This is a genomic window from Flavimobilis marinus, from assembly GCF_900113055.1.
In the GTDB taxonomy this organism is placed as follows: Bacteria; Actinomycetota; Actinomycetes; order Actinomycetales; family Cellulomonadaceae; genus Flavimobilis; species Flavimobilis marinus.
In genome coordinates, this window is the sequence record NZ_FONZ01000002.1 from 776,034 (window position 1) to 796,483 (window position 20,450).

16 protein-coding genes and 1 rRNA gene are annotated in these 20,450 nt (G+C 71.2%); 3 read left to right on the plus strand and 14 right to left on the minus strand.

Annotated elements, in window-relative coordinates:
* The first annotated feature begins 207 nt into the window (after positions 1-207).
* Positions 208-3,720 (plus strand): endo-1,4-beta-xylanase, encoded by a 3,513-nt coding sequence (locus tag BMZ30_RS08560; RefSeq protein ID WP_177191314.1) that lies wholly within the window; start codon positions 208-210, stop codon positions 3,718-3,720.
* A 121-nt stretch (positions 3,721-3,841) separates the two neighbouring features.
* Here the strand turns inward: BMZ30_RS08560 and BMZ30_RS08565 are convergent, their stop codons facing one another.
* From BMZ30_RS08565 to BMZ30_RS08575, 3 genes are all read right to left on the minus strand, one after another.
* Positions 3,842-4,954 carry a branched-chain amino acid aminotransferase gene (locus BMZ30_RS08565; protein ID WP_093377219.1) on the minus strand — a complete coding sequence of 371 codons (1,113 nt, stop codon included), beginning with the start codon at positions 4,952-4,954 and terminating at the stop codon, positions 3,842-3,844.
* 80 nt (positions 4,955-5,034) lie between these two features.
* Positions 5,035-6,078 carry a 3-isopropylmalate dehydrogenase gene (locus tag BMZ30_RS08570; protein WP_093377221.1) on the minus strand — a complete coding sequence of 348 codons (1,044 nt, stop codon included), beginning with the start codon at positions 6,076-6,078 and terminating at the stop codon, positions 5,035-5,037.
* A 42-nt stretch (positions 6,079-6,120) separates the two neighbouring features.
* The gene (locus BMZ30_RS08575) at positions 6,121-6,753 is read right to left on the minus strand and encodes a GyrI-like domain-containing protein (protein WP_093377224.1); all 633 of its coding nucleotides are present in this window, start codon (positions 6,751-6,753) and stop codon (positions 6,121-6,123) included.
* Positions 6,754-6,790: 37 nt separating this feature from the next.
* On the opposite strand from BMZ30_RS08575, the gene BMZ30_RS08580 reads away from it, so the two are divergent.
* Both BMZ30_RS08580 and BMZ30_RS08585 read left to right on the plus strand, forming a co-directional pair.
* Complete coding sequence (locus BMZ30_RS08580; RefSeq protein ID WP_093377226.1) at positions 6,791-7,105, plus strand: antibiotic biosynthesis monooxygenase family protein; 315 nt, start codon at positions 6,791-6,793, stop codon at positions 7,103-7,105.
* A gap of 2 nt (positions 7,106-7,107) precedes the next feature.
* Complete coding sequence (locus BMZ30_RS08585; protein WP_093377229.1) at positions 7,108-7,608, plus strand: META domain-containing protein; 501 nt, start codon at positions 7,108-7,110, stop codon at positions 7,606-7,608.
* Between the two features lie 85 nt (positions 7,609-7,693).
* Here BMZ30_RS08585 and ilvC read toward each other — a convergent pair whose 3' ends face one another.
* The 11 genes from ilvC to rrf form a co-directional block, all read right to left on the minus strand.
* The gene (gene ilvC, locus BMZ30_RS08590) at positions 7,694-8,731 is read right to left on the minus strand and encodes a ketol-acid reductoisomerase (RefSeq protein WP_093377231.1); all 1,038 of its coding nucleotides are present in this window, start codon (positions 8,729-8,731) and stop codon (positions 7,694-7,696) included.
* A gap of 79 nt (positions 8,732-8,810) precedes the next feature.
* A complete protein-coding gene (gene ilvN, locus BMZ30_RS08595) occupies positions 8,811-9,335 on the minus strand; it encodes an acetolactate synthase small subunit (RefSeq protein ID WP_093377234.1) in 525 nt (174 codons plus the stop codon).
* A gap of 19 nt (positions 9,336-9,354) precedes the next feature.
* Entirely contained in the window at positions 9,355-11,250 is a 1,896-nt protein-coding gene (locus BMZ30_RS08600) for an acetolactate synthase large subunit (RefSeq protein ID WP_093377236.1), read from the minus strand.
* Positions 11,251-11,558: 308 nt separating this feature from the next.
* Positions 11,559-13,277: a dihydroxy-acid dehydratase gene (ilvD, locus tag BMZ30_RS08605; RefSeq protein WP_093377239.1), complete on the minus strand. Its 1,719-nt coding sequence runs from the start codon at positions 13,275-13,277 to the stop codon at positions 11,559-11,561.
* A 164-nt stretch (positions 13,278-13,441) separates the two neighbouring features.
* Positions 13,442-15,304, minus strand: coding sequence for a dihydroxy-acid dehydratase (ilvD, locus tag BMZ30_RS08610; RefSeq protein ID WP_093377241.1), 1,863 nt, complete (start codon positions 15,302-15,304; stop codon positions 13,442-13,444).
* 118 nt (positions 15,305-15,422) lie between these two features.
* The gene (locus tag BMZ30_RS08615; protein WP_093377244.1) at positions 15,423-16,079 is read right to left on the minus strand and encodes a VOC family protein; all 657 of its coding nucleotides are present in this window, start codon (positions 16,077-16,079) and stop codon (positions 15,423-15,425) included.
* Positions 16,080-16,138: 59 nt separating this feature from the next.
* Entirely contained in the window at positions 16,139-16,753 is a 615-nt protein-coding gene (locus BMZ30_RS08620; protein WP_093377246.1) for a GNAT family N-acetyltransferase, read from the minus strand.
* A gap of 1 nt (position 16,754) precedes the next feature.
* On the minus strand, positions 16,755-18,263 hold the full coding sequence (gene gatB, locus BMZ30_RS08625) for an Asp-tRNA(Asn)/Glu-tRNA(Gln) amidotransferase subunit GatB (RefSeq protein WP_093377249.1): 1,509 nt from the start codon (positions 18,261-18,263) through the stop codon (positions 16,755-16,757).
* Positions 18,260-19,771 (minus strand): Asp-tRNA(Asn)/Glu-tRNA(Gln) amidotransferase subunit GatA, encoded by a 1,512-nt coding sequence (gene gatA / locus BMZ30_RS08630; protein WP_093377252.1) that lies wholly within the window; start codon positions 19,769-19,771, stop codon positions 18,260-18,262. The genes gatB and gatA overlap by 4 nt, the downstream gene beginning before the upstream one ends.
* A gap of 2 nt (positions 19,772-19,773) precedes the next feature.
* Positions 19,774-20,070: an Asp-tRNA(Asn)/Glu-tRNA(Gln) amidotransferase subunit GatC gene (gene gatC / locus BMZ30_RS08635; protein ID WP_093377254.1), complete on the minus strand. Its 297-nt coding sequence runs from the start codon at positions 20,068-20,070 to the stop codon at positions 19,774-19,776.
* 104 nt (positions 20,071-20,174) lie between these two features.
* Positions 20,175-20,291 (minus strand): 5S ribosomal RNA (gene rrf, locus BMZ30_RS08640).
* Positions 20,292-20,450 lie beyond the last annotated feature (159 nt).

Below are 20,450 nucleotides of genomic sequence, written 5' to 3' on the forward strand. Positions count from 1 at the left end.
GTTCTACCACGGGACGAAGGGCACACGACGGACTGATCCATGTCCGATACGCATCTGCAACCATCGGTCACATGCTGGAAACATCGGGCAGGCGCTCCCCGGTTTCGATACCGATATCTAAAACGTTATCGATCGGGCTGGCCCGTGGGCAATTCACCCCGTAAGGTCCGCTGTGGGGTGGGACCCGGATCGCGCAAAGGAGCGCAGATGAGACGTCCACGTTTGCTCACACGACTCGGCGTCGGGGCGGTGGTCGCGGCCCTGTCGGCCGCTACCGTCGGCATCCCGGCAGCAGCTGCCGGTGAGGCATCGGCCAGTCGTAGCACCGGCGGCATCGCCACCGGCGTCCTCGCGGCGGAGGCCCTCGAGATCACCGCCCTGACCACCGGCTTCGAGGACGGCCTCGGGGCCTGGGGCCCACGCGGCACCGAGTCCGCGCCCGTCGTCACCCTCTCCGACGTCGCCCGCACGGGCGCCAGCGCAGCCTCGGTGGCCGCGCGCGGCGACACCTGGCACGGCCTCGGCACCTCCGTCGCGGACGTGTTCCTCCCGGCGACCACCTACGAGCTCTCGGCCTGGGTGCGTCTCGCGCCCGGCGAGAGCGCCACAGACGTGCGCCTCAGCGTCCAGCGCACCGTCGAGGGCGCGGACGACGCCTACGACACGGTCGCCACGGCCACCGGCGTGACACCCGACGTGTGGGTCCAGGTCACGGGCACGTACCAGGCACTGACCGGCAGCCAGCTCCTCTACCTCGAGACGGCGTCGGGCACCGCCTCGTTCCTCGTCGACGACGTGACCGTCACCCAGACGGCCGCGCCCGGCGTCCAGGACGACATCCCCTCGCTCAAGGACGTGGTCCCCTGGCCGTTCGGCGTCGCGATCGACGAGCGCGAGACGACCGGCGCGTCGAGCCAGCTCGTCACCAAGCACTTCGGGCAGTTCACGCCCGAGAACCAGATGAAGCCCGAGGCGATCCAGCCGACCGAGGGCGAGTTCACCTTCGCTGCGGCCGACGCCCTCATGGACTTCGCGGTCGACAACGACCTGCGCGTCTACGGCCACACGCTCGTGTGGCACAGCCAGACCCCGGACTGGTTCTTCGAGAAGACCGTCACCGACGCCGAAGGCGTCGAGACGGCCGTCCCGCTCTCGACGAGCGCCGAGGACCAGGCGGTCCTGCGCGCCCGCATGCGGACGCACATCGAGACGGTGGCCGAGCACTTCCGGACGACCTACGGGGAGTACGGGACTGCAGGCAACCCGATCGTCGGCTTCGACGTCGTCAACGAGGTCATCGCGGAGAGCGAGCCGGACGGCCTGCGGCGCAGCGAGTGGTTCCGGGTCCTCGGGCCCGGCTACATCGCCGAGGCCTTCGAGATCGCCTCGGAAGCCTTCAACGGCGGCGACCCCGAGGGGCCGGTCGCGCTCTTCATCAACGACTACAACACCGAGCTCCCCGCGAAGCGCGAGGCCATGTTCTCCGTGGTCGAGGACCTGCTCGCGGCCGGTGCGCCGGTCGACGGCGTCGGGCACCAGCTCCACGTCAGCCTCGCCCAGCCGATCGGGCAGATCAAGGAGACGCTCGACCGCTTCGCCCCGCTCGGGCTGCTGCAGAACGTCTCCGAGCTCGACGTGGGCATCGACGGCACGATCACCCAGGAGAAGCTCGTCGAGCAGGGCTACTACTACGCCGACCTCTTCGACGTCCTGCGGGACTACGACCTGTCCTCGGTGACCGTGTGGGGACCCACCGACACCCGCAGCTGGCGCTCCGAGGGCAGCCCGCTGCTGTTCGACGGACAGCTCCAGGCCAAGCCCGCCTATTGGGGGATCGTCGACCGCGCGCAGCTGCCCACGCTCACCCTGCGCACCAACGCCCCCGAGGCCGAGGCCCCGGACGCCACCCAGTGGGCGCTCCTGCCCGACACCTCGATCTCCGGCGAGACAGGCTTCCAGCTGCGGTGGTCCGGCAGCACCCTGGTCACCCGGGTGACGGTGGCGGACGCGACCGACGACGGCGCGTACGACGTCGTCACCCTGTTTGGTCCCGGAGGCGCGAAGTCCGTGACGCGCGCGGACGCGACCGACACCTCAGCAGACGGCTACGAGGTCCTGGTCTCGCTCCCGCTCGACACCGCCGGCGAGGTCGGCGCGATGGTGCCGTTCGACGTCCGCGTGGCCGACCACAGCGGCGACGTGCGGTCGTGGAACGACAAGTCCAACACCCAGGAGGAGTCCGGTTCCCTCGGGGTCGTCACCCTCGTGGAGCCGGTCAGTGTGGTTGCAGCCCCGGCCGCAACCACCGCGCCGGTCATCGACGGCGACGTCGACGCCGTCTGGGACGGCGTGCCGACCCTCACGACGGACCGGCAGATCGAGGGCACCGACGGCGCTCGGGCGACCGTCCGGGTGCTCTGGCACGGTGACCGGCTCGACGTCCTCGCCGAGGTCGCGGACCCCCGGCTCGACGCCACCAGCTCGAACGCGTGGGAGCAGGACTCGGTCGAGATCTTCGTCGACCCGGTCAATGCGAAGGCGGGACCCTTCAACCCCGCCGACGGCCAGTACCGGGTCAACTACCTGGGCGTCGAGTCCATCTCGGGCGACCTCGCCACGATCGGCGAACGGCTCACGAGCGCGGCCAAGGTCATCGACGGCGGCTACGTCGTCGAGGCGTCGATCGCGCTGGGCCGCACCGCGCAAGTGGGCGACCTCGTCGGCCTCGAGCTGCAGGTGAACGATGCCGCCGACGGCGCGCGCACCGCGGTCCGATCCTGGGCCGACCCCACGGGCCGCTCGTACCAGAGCACGTCGCGCTGGGGTGTCGCCACCTTGGCGACCGCACCCGACCCGGGCCCGGTAGACCCGGGCCCGGTCGACCCTGACCCCGAGGACCCGAAGCCGGTCGCCCCGGTCGTCACGACCCAGCCGGTCTCGGTCACCGGCGCCCTCGGCAGGACCGTCACGCTGGTCGCCGCGGCGACCGGAGAGCCTGCTCCTGCAGTCCAGTGGGAGAAGCGCCGGGCCACGAGCACACGGTGGTTCCCGGTCCGCGGGGCGACGACCCCGACCTTGAGGATCGATGTGCGCACGACGCCGATCGTCTACCGGGCAGTGTTCACGAACAAGGCCGGGTCCGCCGCCACGGCCGAGGCCACGGTCTCCCTGCGCGCCACCGCGCCACGGGTGACCAAGCAGCCTAGGTCGGTCACCGCGAAGAAGGGCCGCACGGTCACCCTGCGCGCGGCCGCGTCCGGTGAGCCGAGGCCTACCGTGCGGTGGCAGAAGCGCCGCGCTGGATCCTCGACGTGGCACACCGTGCGGGGCGCCACGAGGTTGACCCTGAAGGTCAAGGTGCGCAGCACCACGATCGTCTACCGGGCCGTCTTCACCAACGCGGCGGGCAAGGCCGTCACCCGTTCCGCAGTCGTGCGCCACGGCGTCAAGCCGCGCATCGTGTCCCAGCCGCGGTCGGTGACGACCAGGTCGCGGGACTCGGTGCGGTTCTCCGTCAAGGCGACCGGCACCCCGCGGCCCACGGTGCAGTGGTACCAGCGCGCCGCGGGATCCCAGCGCTGGACCGCCGTCAAGCGCGGCACCGGTCGCACCCTGACGGTGAAGGCACCGAAGCGCGGCAGCAAGGTCGCGTTCAAGGCCATCGTCAAGAACAGCGCAGGCAGGGCGGTCACCAGGACCGCGATCCTCCGCGTGCGCTGACCCCCGAGCAGCCGAGGACCCCGGGTCACCTCCCACCCCGACCCGGGGTCCTCGGCCCTACTGTGCTGGAGGCGCGTCGCCGCTGGCGGCGCGCCTCCAGCCGCGTCCGGCGCCCGGTCGCTCAGACCAGCCGGCGCAGCCAGCCGTGCGTGTCGGGACGCCGCCCGTACTGGATGTCGGTGAGCTCGTCGCGCACCGACATCGTCAGCTCGCCCGCGGTGCCGTCAGCAACCGTGAGGTCGAAGTCGTCGCTCGCGAGGCGTCCGATCGGCGTGATGACCGCCGCGGTCCCGCACGCGAAGACCTCCCGCACCGTGCCGTCCTCAAGCCCCGCACGGAGCTCCCCGAGGGTGATGGCCTGTTCGGTGACCGCCACGCCGCGGTCGGCCAGCAGCTGGAGGATCGACGAGCGCGTGATCCCCTCGAGGATCGATCCCGTGAGGACCGGGGTCGAGACGGACCCGTCCGCGTGCACGACGAAGATGTTCATTCCCCCGAGCTCCTCGAGCGTCGTGCCGGTCGCGGCATCGAGGAACGCGACCTGCTCGCACCCACGGGCGAACGCCTCCTGCTGCGGCAGCAGGCTCGCGGCGTAGTTGCCGCCGCACTTGGCCGCGCCCGTACCACCGGGACCGGCCCGGTTGAAGTCGCGGGAGACCCAGATCGAGACCGGGTGCACGCCCTGAGCGAAGTAGGGGCCGACCGGCGAGGCGATCGTGATGAACTCCGCCTCAGCCGACGGCCGCACGCCGAGGAACGTCTCCGAGGCGTACATGAAGGGGCGCAGGTACAGGCTCGTGTCGGGCGCGGAGGGCACCCACGCCTCGTCGGTGCGCACGAGCGCCTCGATCGCCCCGAGGAAGTCCGCCTCGGCCAGCTCCGGCAGGGCGAGCCGACGCGCCGACGCCGCGAACCGGGCGGCGTTCGCCTCGGGCCGGAACGTCCACACCGAACCGTCGGCGTGGCGGTAGGCCTTCATGCCCTCGAAGATCTCCTGGGCGTAGTGCAGCACCGCGGTCGCCGGGTCGAGCTGTAGCGGACCGTAGCGCTCGACGCGCCGGTCCGTCCACCCGCCCTCCGCCGTCCACGTGACGCGCGCCATGTGGTCGGTGAACACCGTGCCGAAGCGCGGTGCAGCGAGCGCGGCCTCACGCTCGGCGTCCGAGCGCGGGGTGTCGGTGAGCCGGACGTCGAAGGTCGCGGCGTCGTCGGACGGAAGGGTGGTGCTGTGCATGTCACGGGCCTTTCACCTGGCGGCCGGTGCCGCCTCGAGGGGGACGTTACTCGGTGAGGACGGCCGAGGCAGCAACAGGGTCAGCCGCGCACCCGCGCGGCGAGCTCCGTGCCCACCTCGGCCGTCGACCGTACTCGGTCCCCCCGTTCGGCCAGGTCGGCCGCGACCGCGGCCTCGACCGCGGCGGACTCGGCGTCATAGCCCAGGTGCGCCAGCATCATCGCGACGGACAGGACGGTTGCCGTCGGGTCCGCCTTGCCCTGCCCGGCGATGTCGGGCGCCGAGCCGTGGACCGGCTCGAACATCGACGGCGCCGTGCGGTCGGGGTTGATGTTGGCCGAAGCAGCCAGGCCGATGCCACCCGTGATCGCCGCCGCCTGGTCGGTGAGGATGTCCCCGAACAGGTTGTCCGTGACGATCACGTCGAACCGCGACGGGTTGGTGGTGAGGAAGATGGTGGCGGCGTCGACGTGCAGGTAGTCGGTCGTGACGTCCGGGAAGTCTGCGTTGACGGCCTCGACGGTGCGGCGCCACAGGTGACCGGCGTGCACGAGGACGTTGTGCTTGTGCACGAGCGTCAGGTGCTGGCGCGGGCGGGCCTGGGCGCGGGCGAAGGCGTCGCGCACGACGCGCTCGACGCCGAACGCGGTGTTGACGCTGACCTCGTTGGCGACCTCGTGCGGCGTCCCCGTGCGGATGGAGCCGCCGTTGCCGACGTACGGCCCCTCGGTGCCCTCGCGGACGACGACGAAGTCGATCTCCCCCGGGTTGGCCAGGGGCGAGGTGACGCCCGGGTACAGCTTGCCCGGGCGCAGGTTCACGTAGTGGTCGAGCGCGAAGCGGAGCTTGAGCAGCAGGCCACGCTCCAGCACGCCCGAGGGGACGCTGGGGTCACCGATCGCGCCGAGCAGGATGGCGTCGTGCGTGCGGATCGCCTCGAGGTCGGCGTCGGTCAGGGTGTCGCCGGTCGCGTGCCAGCGCTGCGCGCCGAGGTCGTAGGACGTCGGCGCGACGGCGACGTCGGAGCCCGCGACGGCGGCCTCGAGGACCTTGAGGCCCTGCTCGACGACCTCGATGCCGATGCCGTCGCCCGCGACGACTGCCAGGTTGATGGTGCGCGTCATGCGACGAGGATAGCCACGCGTCTTAGGGACCGGACCTGCGTCTCAGGCATTGGTCGTCGCCGTGGCCACCGGCTGGCGCAGGATCGTCCGGAGCCGCTCCGGCGCCGTCCGGCGTGGGTCGCTGAGGTAGATCTCGTGGTGCCGGCCCGTCGGTCGCAGGCCCTCGGACGGGAGGACCTCGTCGTGCAGCCGCGCCAGCACCGGCCCCTCGTCGTCGTAGGGCCCGACGTGCAGCGTCTGCACGCACCTGCCCTCGGCGAGGCGCTGCAGCCGCAGGTCGCCCAGCCGCCGCGGGGGGTCGCTCTTGGCCGCCACCTGGGCCACGGCCCGGGCGAGCATGGCGTCGTCCACCCAGTCGGGCGTCATGATCAGCAGCGTCCAGCTCCACCGTGACTTGTCCCGGGCGACGGTGAACGCGTCCATGTCGTCCGCCCACCACAGCCCTTCGAGCGGCATGACGACGTAGTCGCCCCCGAGCTCCCGCCGGCTCGCGAACTTGAGGCTGTAGGCGACGGGATAGAGCGCGGCGAGCGCCCCCGCGTACTGCTCCGACGTGTTCGGGTCTCCGTGCCCGTCGATGGCGAGGTACTGCAGCGGCGGGACGTCGAGCAGGCGCACCTCACCGGCGCGCGCCCGGTAGGCGTCGAGCTTCTTGAAGTCGACCTTCTCGGCCATGGGGTGCCTGCGCTCCGCTCGGTGGGATGCTGAAGCCATGAGCATCGTCAAGATCAACGCTATCGATGTCCCCGAGGGTGCGGGGCCCGAGCTCGAGCGCCGGTTCGCCGCCCGGCGGGCCTCCGTGGAGGCCTCCCCCGGATTCCTCGGGTTCGAGTTGCTGCGGCCCGTCGCCGGCGAGAGCCGGTACTTCGTGTACACGCGCTGGGAGACGCAGTCCGACTTCGAGGCGTGGGCCGAGGGCCCCGCACGCTCCTCGCACGGCCACGGCGAGGCCGACCGCCCCCGGCCCGTCGCCTCCGGCTCCGCGCTGCTCGAGTTCGAGGTCGTCGACCTCGACGGGGTCTCCTGACCATGCGGCGCAGCCTCGCCGTCCTCGCCCTGCTCACCGGCACGGCCGCGCTGCTCGCCGCCTGCGCCACACCGGCGGGACCAGCCACGAGTTCGCCGACACCATCCACTCCCGTCACACCCACGTCCCCGCCCACGTCCCCGACGCCCGACGGCGCGCTCGAGCCAGACGACGTCGTCGGCGTCCGGTGGGAACCCGCACCTGAGTGGCTGACCGCGGCAGCCGCGGACACGGGGATGGGCAACCCGCAGACACCGTTCGTGCAGCTGCAGGAGGACGGGACGCTCGAGGGGTCGGACGGGTGCAACGGCACCCGGGGCACGTGGGAGCTGACCGAGGGGCGCTTGGCGATCGAGCTGGGCCCGAGCACCCGCATGGCGTGCGCCGGCCCGGCGGTTCCGACACTCCTCGCCAGCGCTCGTGAGGTCGCCCGCGACGGCGACGCGCTGGTACTGACGCTCGACGACGGCTCCGAGGGCCGCCTCGTGCCCTCGGCCGACTGACCGACTGCTCGGCCACCGGCCGCACCGACGCCGCAGGGCCGGGACCCCGTGGGATCCCGGCCCTGCGCCGGTCAGTCAGTCAGGCTCAGCGCCCGGCCTGACCCTCGGTGTAGTCCGCGGTGTTGTCGCCGTCGCGCGTGGTCCATGCGAAGAGCTTGCGCAGCTCGCGGCCCGTGGCCTCGATCGGGTGGTTCTCACCCTTGGCGCGCAGCTCCTGGAACTCGGTCCCGCCGGCGTCCTGGTCCTCGATGAAGCGCTTGGCGAACGCGCCGTTCTGGATGTCGGCGAGCACGGCCTTCATGTTCTCCTTGACGTCCGGCGTGATGACGCGCGGACCGGAGACGTAGTCGCCGTACTCCGCGGTGTCGGAGACCGACCAGCGCTGCTTGGCGATCCCGCCCTCCCACATGAGGTCGACGATCAGCTTGAGCTCGTGCAGCACCTCGAAGTACGCGACCTCGGGCTGGTAGCCCGCCTCGGTCAGCGTCTCGAAGCCGTACTGCACCAGCTGCGACGCGCCACCGCACAGGACGGCCTGCTCGCCGAAGAGGTCCGTCTCCGTCTCCTCGGTGAACGTCGTCTTGATCCCGGCTGCGCGCAGGCCGCCGATCGCCTTGGCGTAGGACAGGGCGAGCTCCCACGCGGAGCCAGACGCGTCCTGCTCCACTGCGACGATCACGGGCACGCCGCGGCCGTCGAGGTACTCGCGACGCACGAGGTGCCCCGGCCCCTTCGGGGCGACCATGACGACGTCGATGTTCTTCGCGGGCGTGATGTAGCCGAACCGGATGTTGAAGCCGTGCCCGAAGACGAGGGTCGCGCCCTCCTTGAGGTTCGGGGCGATGTCGTCCGCGTAGAGGTGCCGCTGCACCTGGTCGGGCGCGAGGATCACGACGACGTCGGCGGCGCGCACGGCGTCGGCGACCTCGGCGACGGCGAGGCCCTGCTCCTCGGCCTTGGCGCGCGAGGCGGACCCAGCGCGCAGGCCGACCGTGACGTCGACGCCCGAGTCACGCAGGTTGAGCGCGTGCGCGTGCCCCTGGCTCCCGTAGCCGATCACGGCCACCTTCTTGCCGGCGATGATCGAGAGGTCGGCGTCGTCGTCGTAGAAAAGCTCAGCCACGGTGGTTCTCCTTGGGTGGGTGTGGGGGCGTACGTGGATCTGGGTCGTGAGGCCAGGAAGCGCTCCTGGCGCGAGTGTGTCAGGCGGGACGTACCGCGCGCTCGAACGCTCGGTCCGTGATCGAGCGGGCTCCGCGGCCGATGCCGACGGTCCCGGACTTCACGATCTCGCGCACGCCGAACGGCTCCAGCGCGGCGAGCAGCGCGGTGAGCTTGTCGGGCGCACCCGTCGCCTCGATCGTGACCGCCTCGGTGCCGACGTCGACGACGTGGGCACGGAAGAGGTCGACGACCTGCAGCACGTGCGTGCGCGTGGACAGGTCCGCCTTGACCTTGACGAGCATGAGCTCGCGCTGCACGGACGCGTCCGGCTCGAGCTCGACGATCTTGATGACGTTGATCAGCTTGTTCAGCTGCTTGGTCACCTGCTCGAGCGGGAGGTCGTCGACGTCGACGACGACGGTCATGCGCGAGATGCCCTCGTGCTCCGTGGGACCCACGGCGAGGGAGTTGATGTTGAACGAGCGGCGGGCGAAGAGAGCCGCGGCGCGCGTGAGCACGCCGGGCTTGTTCTCGACGAGCACCGAGAGGGTGTGACGGGTCATGATCGGCTGCCTTCCTCGGTCACTCTTCGCGGTCCCACGCGGGCGAGATGCCGCGTGCGTACTCGATCTCGTCGTTGCTCACGCCCGCGGCGACCATCGGCCACACCATGGCGTCGCGCGAGACGTGGAAATCGATGACGACCGGCTGGTCGTTGATCGACTGGGCGCGCTTGATCGCGGCATCGACCTCGTTCGCGTGCTCCACGCGGATCCCCACGCAGCCGTAGGCGTCCGCGAGCTTCACGAAGTCCGGGATGCGCCGGGTGCCGTGCCCGGTGTGCAGGTCGGTGTTGGAGTAGCGCGACTCGTAGAAGAGCGTCTGCCACTGCCGCACCATGCCCAGCGAGGAGTTGTTGATCAGCGCGACCTTGATCGGGATGTCGTTGATCGCGCAGGTCGCGAGCTCCTGGTTGGTCATCTGGAAGCAGCCGTCGCCGTCGATCGACCAGACCTCGCGGTCCGGTGCGCCGACCTTCGCTCCCATGGCGGCGGGCACCGAGTAGCCCATGGTGCCGAGGCCGCCGGAGTTCAGCCACGAGTCGGGGCGTTCGTACCGGATGAACTGCGCGGCCCACATCTGGTGCTGGCCCACGCCCGCGGCGTAGATCGCGTCCGGGCCAGCGAGCTCGCCGAGGCGCTGGATGACGCCCTGCGGCGCGAGGTGGCCGTCGTCCGTGTGCGTGTAGCCCAGCGGGTAGGTCTCGCGCCAGTCGTCGATCGTGGCCCACCACGCGGCGAGGTCAGGCTTGCCCTGGCGGGCGTGCTCGTCAGCGAGCGCGGGCACGAGCTCCGCGATGGTCTCGCGCAGGTCGCCGACGATCGGGACGTCCGTGCGCTTGTTCTTGCCGATCTCGGCCGGGTCGATGTCGGCGTGCACGATCGCCGCGCCGGGCGCGAACGAGGACAGCTTGCCGGTCACGCGGTCGTCGAACCGGGCGCCGAGCGAGACCACGAGGTCCGCCCGCTGCAGGGCCGCGACCGCGGGGACGGTGCCGTGCATGCCGGGCATGCCGAGGTTCTGCGGGTGCGAGTCGGGGACCGCGCCGCGGGCCATGAGCGTCGTCACCACGGCGGCGCCCGAGAGGTCGACGAGCCGACGCAGCTCGGCGGACGCGCCCGAGCGCACCGCTCCCCCGCCGACGTACAGGACGGGGCGACGCGCGGACGCGAGCAGCTTGGCCGCCTCACGGATCTGCTTGCTGTGGGGCTTGGTCACCGGGTGGTAGCCGGGCAGGTTCATCTGCTGCGGCCACGAGAACGTGGTGCGCGACTGCAGCGCGGACTTCGCGATGTCGACGAGCACGGGACCGGGGCGACCGGTCGAGGCGATGTGGAAGGCCTCGGCGATCACGCGCGGGATCTCCGCCGGGTCGGTCACGAGGAAGTTGTGCTTGGACACGGGCATCGTGATGCCGACGATGTCGGCCTCCTGGAACGCGTCCGTACCGATCGACGCGGCGCCGACCTGCCCGGTGATCGCGACCATCGGGACCGAGTCCATGTTCGCGTCGGCGATCGGGGTGACCAGGTTGGTCGCGCCCGGGCCCGACGTCGCCATGCACACCCCGACGCGGCCGGTCGCGTAGGCGTAGCCCGACGCCGCGTGACCCGCGCCCTGCTCGTGCCGGACGAGGATGTGACGCAGGCGCGTCGAGTCCATCAGCGGGTCGTAGGCGGGCAGGATCGCGCCGCCCGGGATGCCGAAGACCGTGTCGACCCCCGCCTCCTCGAGCGAGCGGACGAGCGACTGTGCGCCCGTGACGTCCTCCGCGGCGACCGACACCGGCTGGCGCGGCGCGCTGCGCGGCCGGACCTGGGCGCGGGCGGGGGGCGGCGTCGGGACCGGCGCGGCGCTCGGGCGCGCGGCGTCGGCGGGCGTGGTCGCTGGTGCGGAACCTGCGGGGTCGGAACCCATGGGTACTCCCTGGTGCTGAGACGGCGGTGCTGGCTGGCCTCGCGTCGGTTGGACGCCCGGCCGGTGTCTCACGGTTGGTGAGCGGTGCTCGGTGGTGCTGCGGTGTGCGGTGCTGCGGCATAAAAAAACCCCTCGAACCCGGGTAGGGCTGGACGAGGGGCAAGCGCGCGGTCTGACGTGGCCGATGGCCTCAGACTGCGCGCTCGGTAACTACGAGGAGAATGTGGTGCACGTCGTCACCATACGCCCGCCCCGGGTCGCGTGTCACATAGCGTCGTGGCGCGTCTCATGAGTCAAGACGCGCCCGCTCACTCGAGGATGGCCCCACGACTCGCGGACTGCACGAGCTTGGCGTACTTCGCGAGCACGCCGCGGGTGTAGCGGGGCGGCAACGGGGCCCAGTCGCGCCGACGCGCTTCGAGCTCGGCCTCGTCCACCAGCAGGTCGAGGGTCGCGTGCTGGACGTCCAGCCGGATCTGGTCGCCGTCGCGGACCAGGGCGATCGGGCCGCCGTCGACGGCCTCGGGCGCGACGTGCCCGACGCACAGGCCGGTGGTGCCGCCCGAGAACCGCCCGTCCGTCAGCAGCAGGACGTCCTTGCCGAGCCCGGCGCCCTTGATCGCTCCGGTGATGGCGAGCATCTCGCGCATGCCCGGCCCGCCCTTGGGCCCCTCGTACCGGATGACGACGACGTCGCCCGCCTGGATGGTCCCGTCCTCGAGGGCATCCATCGCCGCGCGCTCGCGCTCGAACACGCGCGCCGTACCGAGGAAGACGTCGGAGTCGAAGCCCGCGGACTTCACGACGGCGCCCTCGGGCGCGAGGCTGCCAGCGAGGATCGTGATGCCGCCCGTGCGGTGGATCGGGTTGTCGAGCGCCCGCAGGATCTTCCCGTCCGGGTCCGGCGGCGCAATGTCCGCGAGGTTCTCCGCGACCGTGCGGCCCGTGACCGTGAGGCAGTCACCGTGGAGCAGGCCCGCGTCGAGCAGCGCCTTCATCACGACGGGCACCCCACCGATGCGGTCGACGTCGGCCATCACGTAGCGGCCGAACGGCTTGAGGTCGCCCAGGTGCGGGACCTTCGCGGCGACGCGAGCGAAGTCGGCGAGCTCGAGGTCGACCTCGGCCTCGTGCGCGATCGCCAGCAGGTGCAGGACGGCGTTGGTGGACCCGCCGAACGCCATCACGACGGCGATCGCGTTCTCGAGCGACTCCTTGGTGATGATCTGGCGCGCCGTGATGCCCTGGCGCAGGAGGTTCACGACGGCCTCGCCCGAGCGCTGCGCGAACACGTCGCGGCGCCGGTCGGCCGAGGGCGGGGCCGCGGAGCCAGGCAGGGACATGCCCATGGCCTCGGCCACCGACGCCATCGTGTTGGCGGTATACATGCCGCCGCACGCACCCTCACCCGGGCAGATCGCGCGCTCGATCCGGCCGAGGTCCTCGGTGCTCATCAGCCCGCGTGAGCACGCCCCGACCGCCTCGAAGGCGTCGATGAGGGTGACGTCCTTCTCGGTCCCGTCCTCGAGCTTGACCCACCCGGGCATGATCGTGCCCGCGTACAGGAACACGGCGGCGAGGTCGAGGCGCGCGGCAGCCATGAGCATGCCGGGCAGCGACTTGTCGCAGCCCGCCAGCAGGACCGACCCGTCGAGGCGCTCGGCCTGCATGACCGTCTCGACCGAGTCCGCGATCACGTCGCGGCTGACGAGGGAGAAGTGCATCCCCTCGTGGCCCATGGAGATCCCGTCGGACACGGAGATGGTGCCGAACTCGAGCGGGAAGCCGCCAGCCGCGTGCACGCCGTTCTTCGCGGCCTTGGCGAGGCGGTCGAGCGACAGGTTGCACGGCGTGATCTCGTTCCACGAGCTCGCGACGCCGATCTGCGGCTTGGCGAAGTCCTCGTCCCCGAGCCCGACGGCGCGCAGCATCCCACGGGAGGCGGTCGCCTCGATCCCGTCGGTGACCTGCCGGCTGCGCGGCTTGATGTCGTGCTCAGGCTGGGGGGATCCATCGGTGGGGCGCATACCCGAGTATGTCGTCGGCGGCGGCGATGGCGCCACCCCGGCCCCGGCCGTCACCGAGCGCTCTTCCCCCCTCACCGACGCCAGCGTCGCCGAGGATTGTGCGCTATCTGTCCCTCGGAGCAACAGATTGCGCACATTCCTGCCCGGTGGCGGGAACCGGAGGGTCAGCGGCGGCGGATCAGCGAGACGTCGCGAACGGCGCCGCGGTCCGCCGACGTCGCCATGGCCGCGTAGGCCTGCAGCGCCGGGGACACGTAGCGGTCCCGGTCGACCGGCTGCCACGGGCGCTCGGACGCCTCCATCTTCGCGCGGCGCTCGGCGAGCACGGCGTCCGGGACGTTCAGGCGGATGAGGCGCGTGTCGACGTCGATCTCGATCTCGTCCCCGTCCTCGACGAGGCCGATCAGACCGCCGGCAGCAGCCTCGGGCGACACGTGGCCGATCGAGATGCCCGACGATCCGCCGGAGAACCGCCCGTCGGTGATCAACGCGCACACCTTGCCCAGGCCACGCCCCTTGATGAACGACGTCGGGTAGAGCATCTCCTGCATCCCGGGTCCCCCCGCGGGACCTTCGTAGCGCACGACGACGACGTGGCCGGGCTGCACCTGCTTGGTGAGGATCTTCTCGACGGCCTCGTCCTGCGACTCGCACACGAGCGCGCGACCGACGAAGTGGAAGACGTCGGGGTCCACGCCGGCGGTCTTGAAGACGGCGCCGTCCACGGCGAGGTTGCCGCGCAGCACGGCGAGCCCGCCCTCGACCGTGTAGGCGTTCGCGAGGTCGCGGATGCACCCGTTCGCCGCGTCGGTGTCGAGCGTCTCCCAACGGTTCGACGTCGAGAACGCCTGGGTGGTCCGCACGCCGCCCGGGGCCGCGTGGAAGAGCTCGACGGCGCGCTCGGTGGCCTTGCCGCCGCGGACGTCCCAGTCGTCCAGCCAGGCACGCAGCGTCGGGGTGTGCACGGAGGTCACGTCGTGGTCCAGCAGACCGGCACGGTCGAGCTCGCCGAGCAGCGCCGGGATGCCGCCCGCGCGGTGCACGTCCTCCATGTGGAAGTCGGGATGGTTGGGCGCAACCTTGGACAAGCAGGGCACGCGCCGGCTGATCTCCTCGATGTCCGTCAGGTCGAAGTCGATCTCGCCCTCCTGCGCGGCCGCGAGGATGTGCAGCACCGTGTTCGTGGAGCCGCCCATCGCGACGTCGAGCGTCATCGCGTTGGCGAACGCCGCCTTGGTGGCAATCGCTCGCGGGGCTGCGGAGTCGTCCTCGTCGTCGTAGTAGCGACGCGCGAGGTCGACGATCGTGCGACCGGCCTCGAGGAAGAGCTCCTTGCGCGCGGCGTGGGTCGCGAGCGTCGACCCGTTACCGGGCAGCGAGAGCCCGAGCGCCTCGGTGAGGCAGTTCATCGAGTTCGCGGTGAACATGCCCGAGCACGAGCCGCAGGTGGGGCAGGCGGCTTCCTCGACCTTGGCGAGCGCCTCGTCCGAGACGTCGTCGTCGGCCGCGTAGTTGATTGCGTTGATGAGGTTCAGCGACGTCTTGGCCACGCCGTCGGCGATGATCGCCTTGCCGGCCTCCATGGGGCCGCCGGAGACGAAGATGACCGGGATGTTGAGCCGCAGGGCGGCGTTCAGCATGCCCGGGGTGATCTTGTCGCAGTTGGAGATGCACACGAGGGCGTCCGCGCAGTGGGCGTTGACCATGTACTCGACCGAGTCGGCGATCAGGTCGCGGCTGGGGAGCGAGTAGAGCATCCCGGCGTGGCCCATCGCGATGCCGTCGTCCACGGCGATCGTGTTGAACTCCTTCGACACTCCCCCGGCCTCGCGGATCGCGGAAGCCACGAGGTCACCCATGTCCTTGAGGTGGACGTGCCCGGGGACGAACTGCGTGTACGAGTTCGCGATCGCGATGATCGGCTTGCCGAAGTCCTCCGAGCCCATGCCGGTCGCGCGCCAGAGGGCGCGGGCGCCCGACATGTTGCGACCGTGGGTGGACGTCCGGGAACGCAGGGGACGGCTCATGAGGTGGGTGCTCCTTCGACGATCGGCGCGCCAGCACGACGGCGCCGCCTCACGCTACGTCGTCGGCCCGGAGCGTCGTGACGCCGTCCGTCCTGTGGGCCGGCGCGTTCGGGTGCCGTCAGGCGGTGGAACGGTCCTGCCACGTGCACAGGCACGCCTCGTTGCCCTCGGGGTCAGCCAGGACCCAGAACGCCGGGGCGCGCTCGTCCGACAGCAGGGTGCCGCCCGCGCGCAGGACGGCGGCGAGGCGGTCGGCGACCAGGTCGTGCGGCACCGTGACGTCCAGGTGGAACGTGCTGCGCTCCGGGCGCGGGGCGTCCATCTGCTGGAACCAGACCGAGGGGCCGAGGCCGAGCGGGTCGACGAGCGTGTCGTAGCCGTCGGCCTGGTACCTGAGCGCGGCCTGCCAGAACGGGAGGACTCCCGGGATGTCGAGCGCGTCGATCGCGATCTCGGTGACGGCGAGCTGCTCGATACGGGTCTCGAGCCCGCGCGCCCGGACCGCCGCCGTGATCGCGAGAGCGAGATCGACGTCGCGCTGCGTCAGGTCTCCGATGTCGTGGCTGGTGAGCCGGACGTGGACCCCTGCGTAGCGCAGCGTGACGTCCGGGTGGTGCCCGGCGTCCTCGGCGAGCCGCGCGATGTCGTTCACCAGCTCCAGGCCCCGGGTGTAGCTGCCCGTCGGCACGTAGGTGTGAATCTCGGACAGCAGGACGCGCCAACCGGCAGCGCCGACGGCCTCCTGAGCCACGCCGTGGCGCATCGTCTCGGTCATGACCTCAGCGTGCCCCAGGTCGCCGCGTGATGCCAGGGGCCCCATGCAGGGCAGCCCGGTCAGCTGTGGCGGTCCCGGAGCTCGTCGTCGGGGGCGGGGCCGGCCCCCTCCGGGCGCCCCTCGTGCTCGTGCTCGAGGATGCTCATGACCAGCACGTCACAGAAGCCGTCGCCGTCGCGCGCGGCGTCGCGCAGCACGCCCTCGCGGCGGAAGCCCTGGGACTCGTACAGCATGCGGGCGCGAGGGTTGATGCTGAGCACCTCAAGGCTCACGCGGTGCAGCCCGAGCGCGTCGGGGTCGAACGCCCAGTCCAGGATGGACTGGATGGCGTCACCGCCGTAGCCGCGTCCGCGGTAGTTGGGGAGCATGTTGAGGCGCAGCTGCGCGGACCGCCGGGCATCGTCGACGTCGGTCAGGACGACCTCGCCGATCATCTCGTCCATCACGTAGACGCCGTCACGCTGCACGGCGGAGGTGATGGCGAAGTCGTACCGCCCGGGCTGGTCGGAGATCGTCCGGGTCCACTCGTCCACCTGCGCGCGGGTGAACGTCGTGGTGGTGCCCGTCAGGCGCAACGCTTCTGCGTCCTGGACGAGCTCCCAGGTGCGGTCCGCGTCACGCTCGGCGAGGGGGCGCACCCGGACGAGCTCTCCGACCAGCTCCGGGCCGAGCACGTCAGGCCCCGACCCGCTCGAGCACGAGCTCGCGCACGCGCCCCGCGTCGGCCTGCCCGCGCGTGGCCTTCATGACTGCGCCGATGACGGCGCCGATCGGTCCGAGGTTGCCCGAGCGGATCTTCTCAGCGATGTCGGGCTGCTTGGCGAGCGCCTCGTCGATCGCGGCGAGGAGCGGCCCGTCGTCGGAGACGATGCCGAGACCCCGTGCCGCGACGATCTCCTGTGGGCTGCCCTCTCCCGCCAGCATGCCCTCGAGCACCTGACGAGCGAGCTTGTCGTTCAGGGTGCCCGCGTCGACCAGGCCCTGGAGCTCAGCGATCTGCGCCGGCGTGATGGGCAGCTGCTCGAGCTCGACCTCGTCCGTCTTGGCGCGCCGCGCCAGCTCGCCCATCCACCACTTGCGCGCGCCCGCAGCGCTGGTGCCTGCGGCGATCGTGGCCTCGATGAGGTCGATCGCCCCGGCGTTGACGACGTCGCGCATCTCGGGGTCGGCGTAGCCCCACTCGGTCTGGAGCCGACGCCGGCGCTCGACCGGGAGCTCCGGCAGGCCCGCGCGGATCTCCTCGACCCAGGCGCGGCTCGGCGCCACGGGCACCAGGTCCGGCTCCGGGAAGTAGCGGTAGTCGTCGGCGTCGGACTTGATGCGCCCCGGCGTCGTGATGCCGGTGTCCTCGTGCCAGTGCCGCGTCTCCTGCGTGACCGTGGCGCCGGCGTCGAGCACCGCCGCCTGGCGGGAGACCTCGTAGCGCACGGCACGTTCGATGGACCGGAACGAGTTGACGTTCTTGGTCTCGGTGCGCGTGCCGAGCGGAGACTCCGGGGTCGGGCGCAGCGAGAGGTTCACGTCCGCCCGGACGTTGCCGCGCTCCATGCGCGCCTCGGAGACGTCGAGAGCGCGGAAGATGTCCCGCAGCGTCTGGACGTAAGCACGGGCGACCTCCGGTGCCCGCGCGCCAGCACCCTCGATGGGCCGCGTGACGATCTCCACGAGCGGGATCCCCGCGCGGTTGTAGTCGATGAGGGAGTACTCGGCGCCGTGGATGCGACCGGTGGAGCCGCCCACGTGCGTGTTCTTGCCGGCGTCCTCCTCCATGTGCGCGCGCTCGATGTCGACGCGGAACACGGTGCCGTCCTCGAGCTCGACGTCGAGGTACCCGTCGAAGGCGATGGGCTCGTCGTACTGCGACGTCTGGAAGTTCTTGGGCACGTCCGGGTAGAAGTAGTTCTTCCGGGCGAAGCGGCAGGACTCCGCGATCTGGCAGTTGAGCGCCAGGCCGATCCGGATGGCGTACTCGACGGCCGCGCGGTTGACGACGGGCAGCGCGCCGGGCAGACCGAGCGAGACCGGCGTGACCTGCGAGTTGGGCGCGCCGCCGAACTCGACCTCTGCGCCGCAGAACATCTTGGTCCGGGTGCCGAGCTCGACGTGGACCTCGATGCCGAGCACCGGGTCGTAGCGGTCGATGGCGTCGTCGTACGCGACGAGGTCCACGGTGGGAGCGCTCATCGGTTCACCTCCAGCTCAGGGGCCTGCGCGAGCAGGGGCGCGCCCCAGGCGGCCTCGCACGCGCTCTCGAGGGCCGCGCCCACGAGGTACAGACGGTCGTCGGCCTTGGCGGGCGCGAGGACTTGGAAGCCGACCGGGAGGCCGTCGTCGGACAGACCGTTGGGCACGGAGATGCCCGGGACGCCGGCCAGGTTGGCGGGGATGGTGGCGATGTCGTTGAGGTACATCGCGAGCGGGTCGTCCAGCTTGGCGCCGAGCGGGAACGCCGTCGTCGGTGCCGTGGGCGAGACGAGGACGTCGACCTGCTCGAACGCGGCGTCGAAGTCACGCTGGATGAGCGTGCGAACCTTCTGCGCGCTGCCGTAGTAGGCGTCGTAGTAGCCCGCGGACAGGGCGTAGGTGCCGAGGATGATGCGGCGCTTGACCTCGTCGCCGAAGCCCTGGCCTCGCGTGGCCGCCATGACGCGCTCGGCGGTGACCGGGCCCTCGTCAGGCTCGACGCGCAGGCCGAACCGCATGCCGTCGAACTTGGCCAGGTTGCTCGAGGCCTCGGACGGCATGATCAGGTAGTACGCACCCAGGGCGTAGTCGAAGTTCGGGCAGGAGACCTCGACCACCGTGGCGCCCATGGCCGTGAGCATCTCGAGCGACTCGTGGAACCGCGCCTCGACGCCGGCCTGGTAGCCCTCGCCGCTGAGCTCCTTGACGACACCGATCCGCAGGCCGGTGAGGTCGCGCGCCGCGCCCTTGCGCGCCGCCTCGACGAGACCTGGCAGCGGCTCGTCGATCGAGGTGGAGTCGCGCGCGTCGTGGCCGCCGATGACCTCGTGCAGGAGCGCGGCGTCGAGCACCGTGCGGGTGACGGGACCGGCCTGGTCGAGCGAGGACGCCATCGCGATGAGCCCGTAGCGGGAGACGCCTCCGTAGGTGGGCTTGACGCCGACGGTGCCCGTGACGGCGCCGGGCTGGCGGATGGACCCGCCGGTGTCGGTGCCGATGGCCAGGGGCGCCTCGTAGGCGGCGACGGCAGCGGCGGAGCCACCACCTGAGCCGCCGGGGATCCGCGTGAGGTCCCAGGGGTTGTGGGTGTTGCCGTAGGCGGAGTGCTCGGTCGAGGAGCCCATGGCGAACTCGTCCATGTTGGTCTTGCCGAGGATCGGCATGCGCGCGGCCCGGATGCGCTCGACGATCGTGGCGTCGTACGGGGGCACCCAGCCCTCGAGGATCTTCGAGCCGGCCGTGGTGGGCATGCCGCGCGTGACGACGACGTCCTTGACGGCGATCGGGACACCGGCGAGCGGGTGGAGCTCCTCACCGGCGGCCCGGCGCGTGTCGACGTCGGCGGCGACCGCGAGGGCCTCCTCGGCGTTCGTGTAGAGGAACGCGTGCACGGCGGGCTCGACCGCGGACATGCGGTCGAGGTGGGCCTGGGTCACCTCGACCGAGGTGACGGTGCCTGCGATCAGTCGCTCGCTGAGCTCGGCGGCGGAGAGTCGAGTGAGGTCCATGGTCACTCCTCCCCGAGGATCTGGGGCACGAGGAAGCGGCCCTCGTCGGACGCGGGGGCGCCTGCCATGACCTCGGCGGGATCGAGCGCCGGCACGGGCACGTCCTCGCGGAAGACGTTGGTCAGGGGCAGCGGGTGGCTGGTCGCTGGGACGTCGGGCGTCGCGACCTCGCTCACCTTCGCGATGGCGTCGACGATGACGTCGAGCTCGCCGGCGAGGCGGGTGACCTCGTCCTCGGACAGGTCGATGCGAGCGAGAGCGGCGACGCGCGCGACTTCGTCTCGGGAGATGGTGGACATGCGCACGAGTCTACCGGGCGGCAGTGACGGGACGGCAGCCGTGGCCGTGTGTGGGTACGACGAAGGCCCACCCCCGGTGTCGGGGTGGGCCTTCGTGAATGGGTGTTCGGCGGCGTCCTACTCTCCCACCCCGTCTCCAGGGCAGTACCATCGGCGCTGAGAGGCTTAGCTTCCGGGTTCGGAATGGAGCCGGGCGTTTCCCTCTCGCTATGACCGCCGTAACTCTATGGAGATGTCTGGGCCCGAGGGTGCCACCGGTCAAGGTGTGGCTTCTCGGGTTCCCGTTCGTATCTCGGGAACCGCACAGTGGACGCGTAGCAAATATTGTTGTAGTCAAGTTGTCGGCCAATTAGTACCGGTCAGCTTCAGCAGTCTTTAGT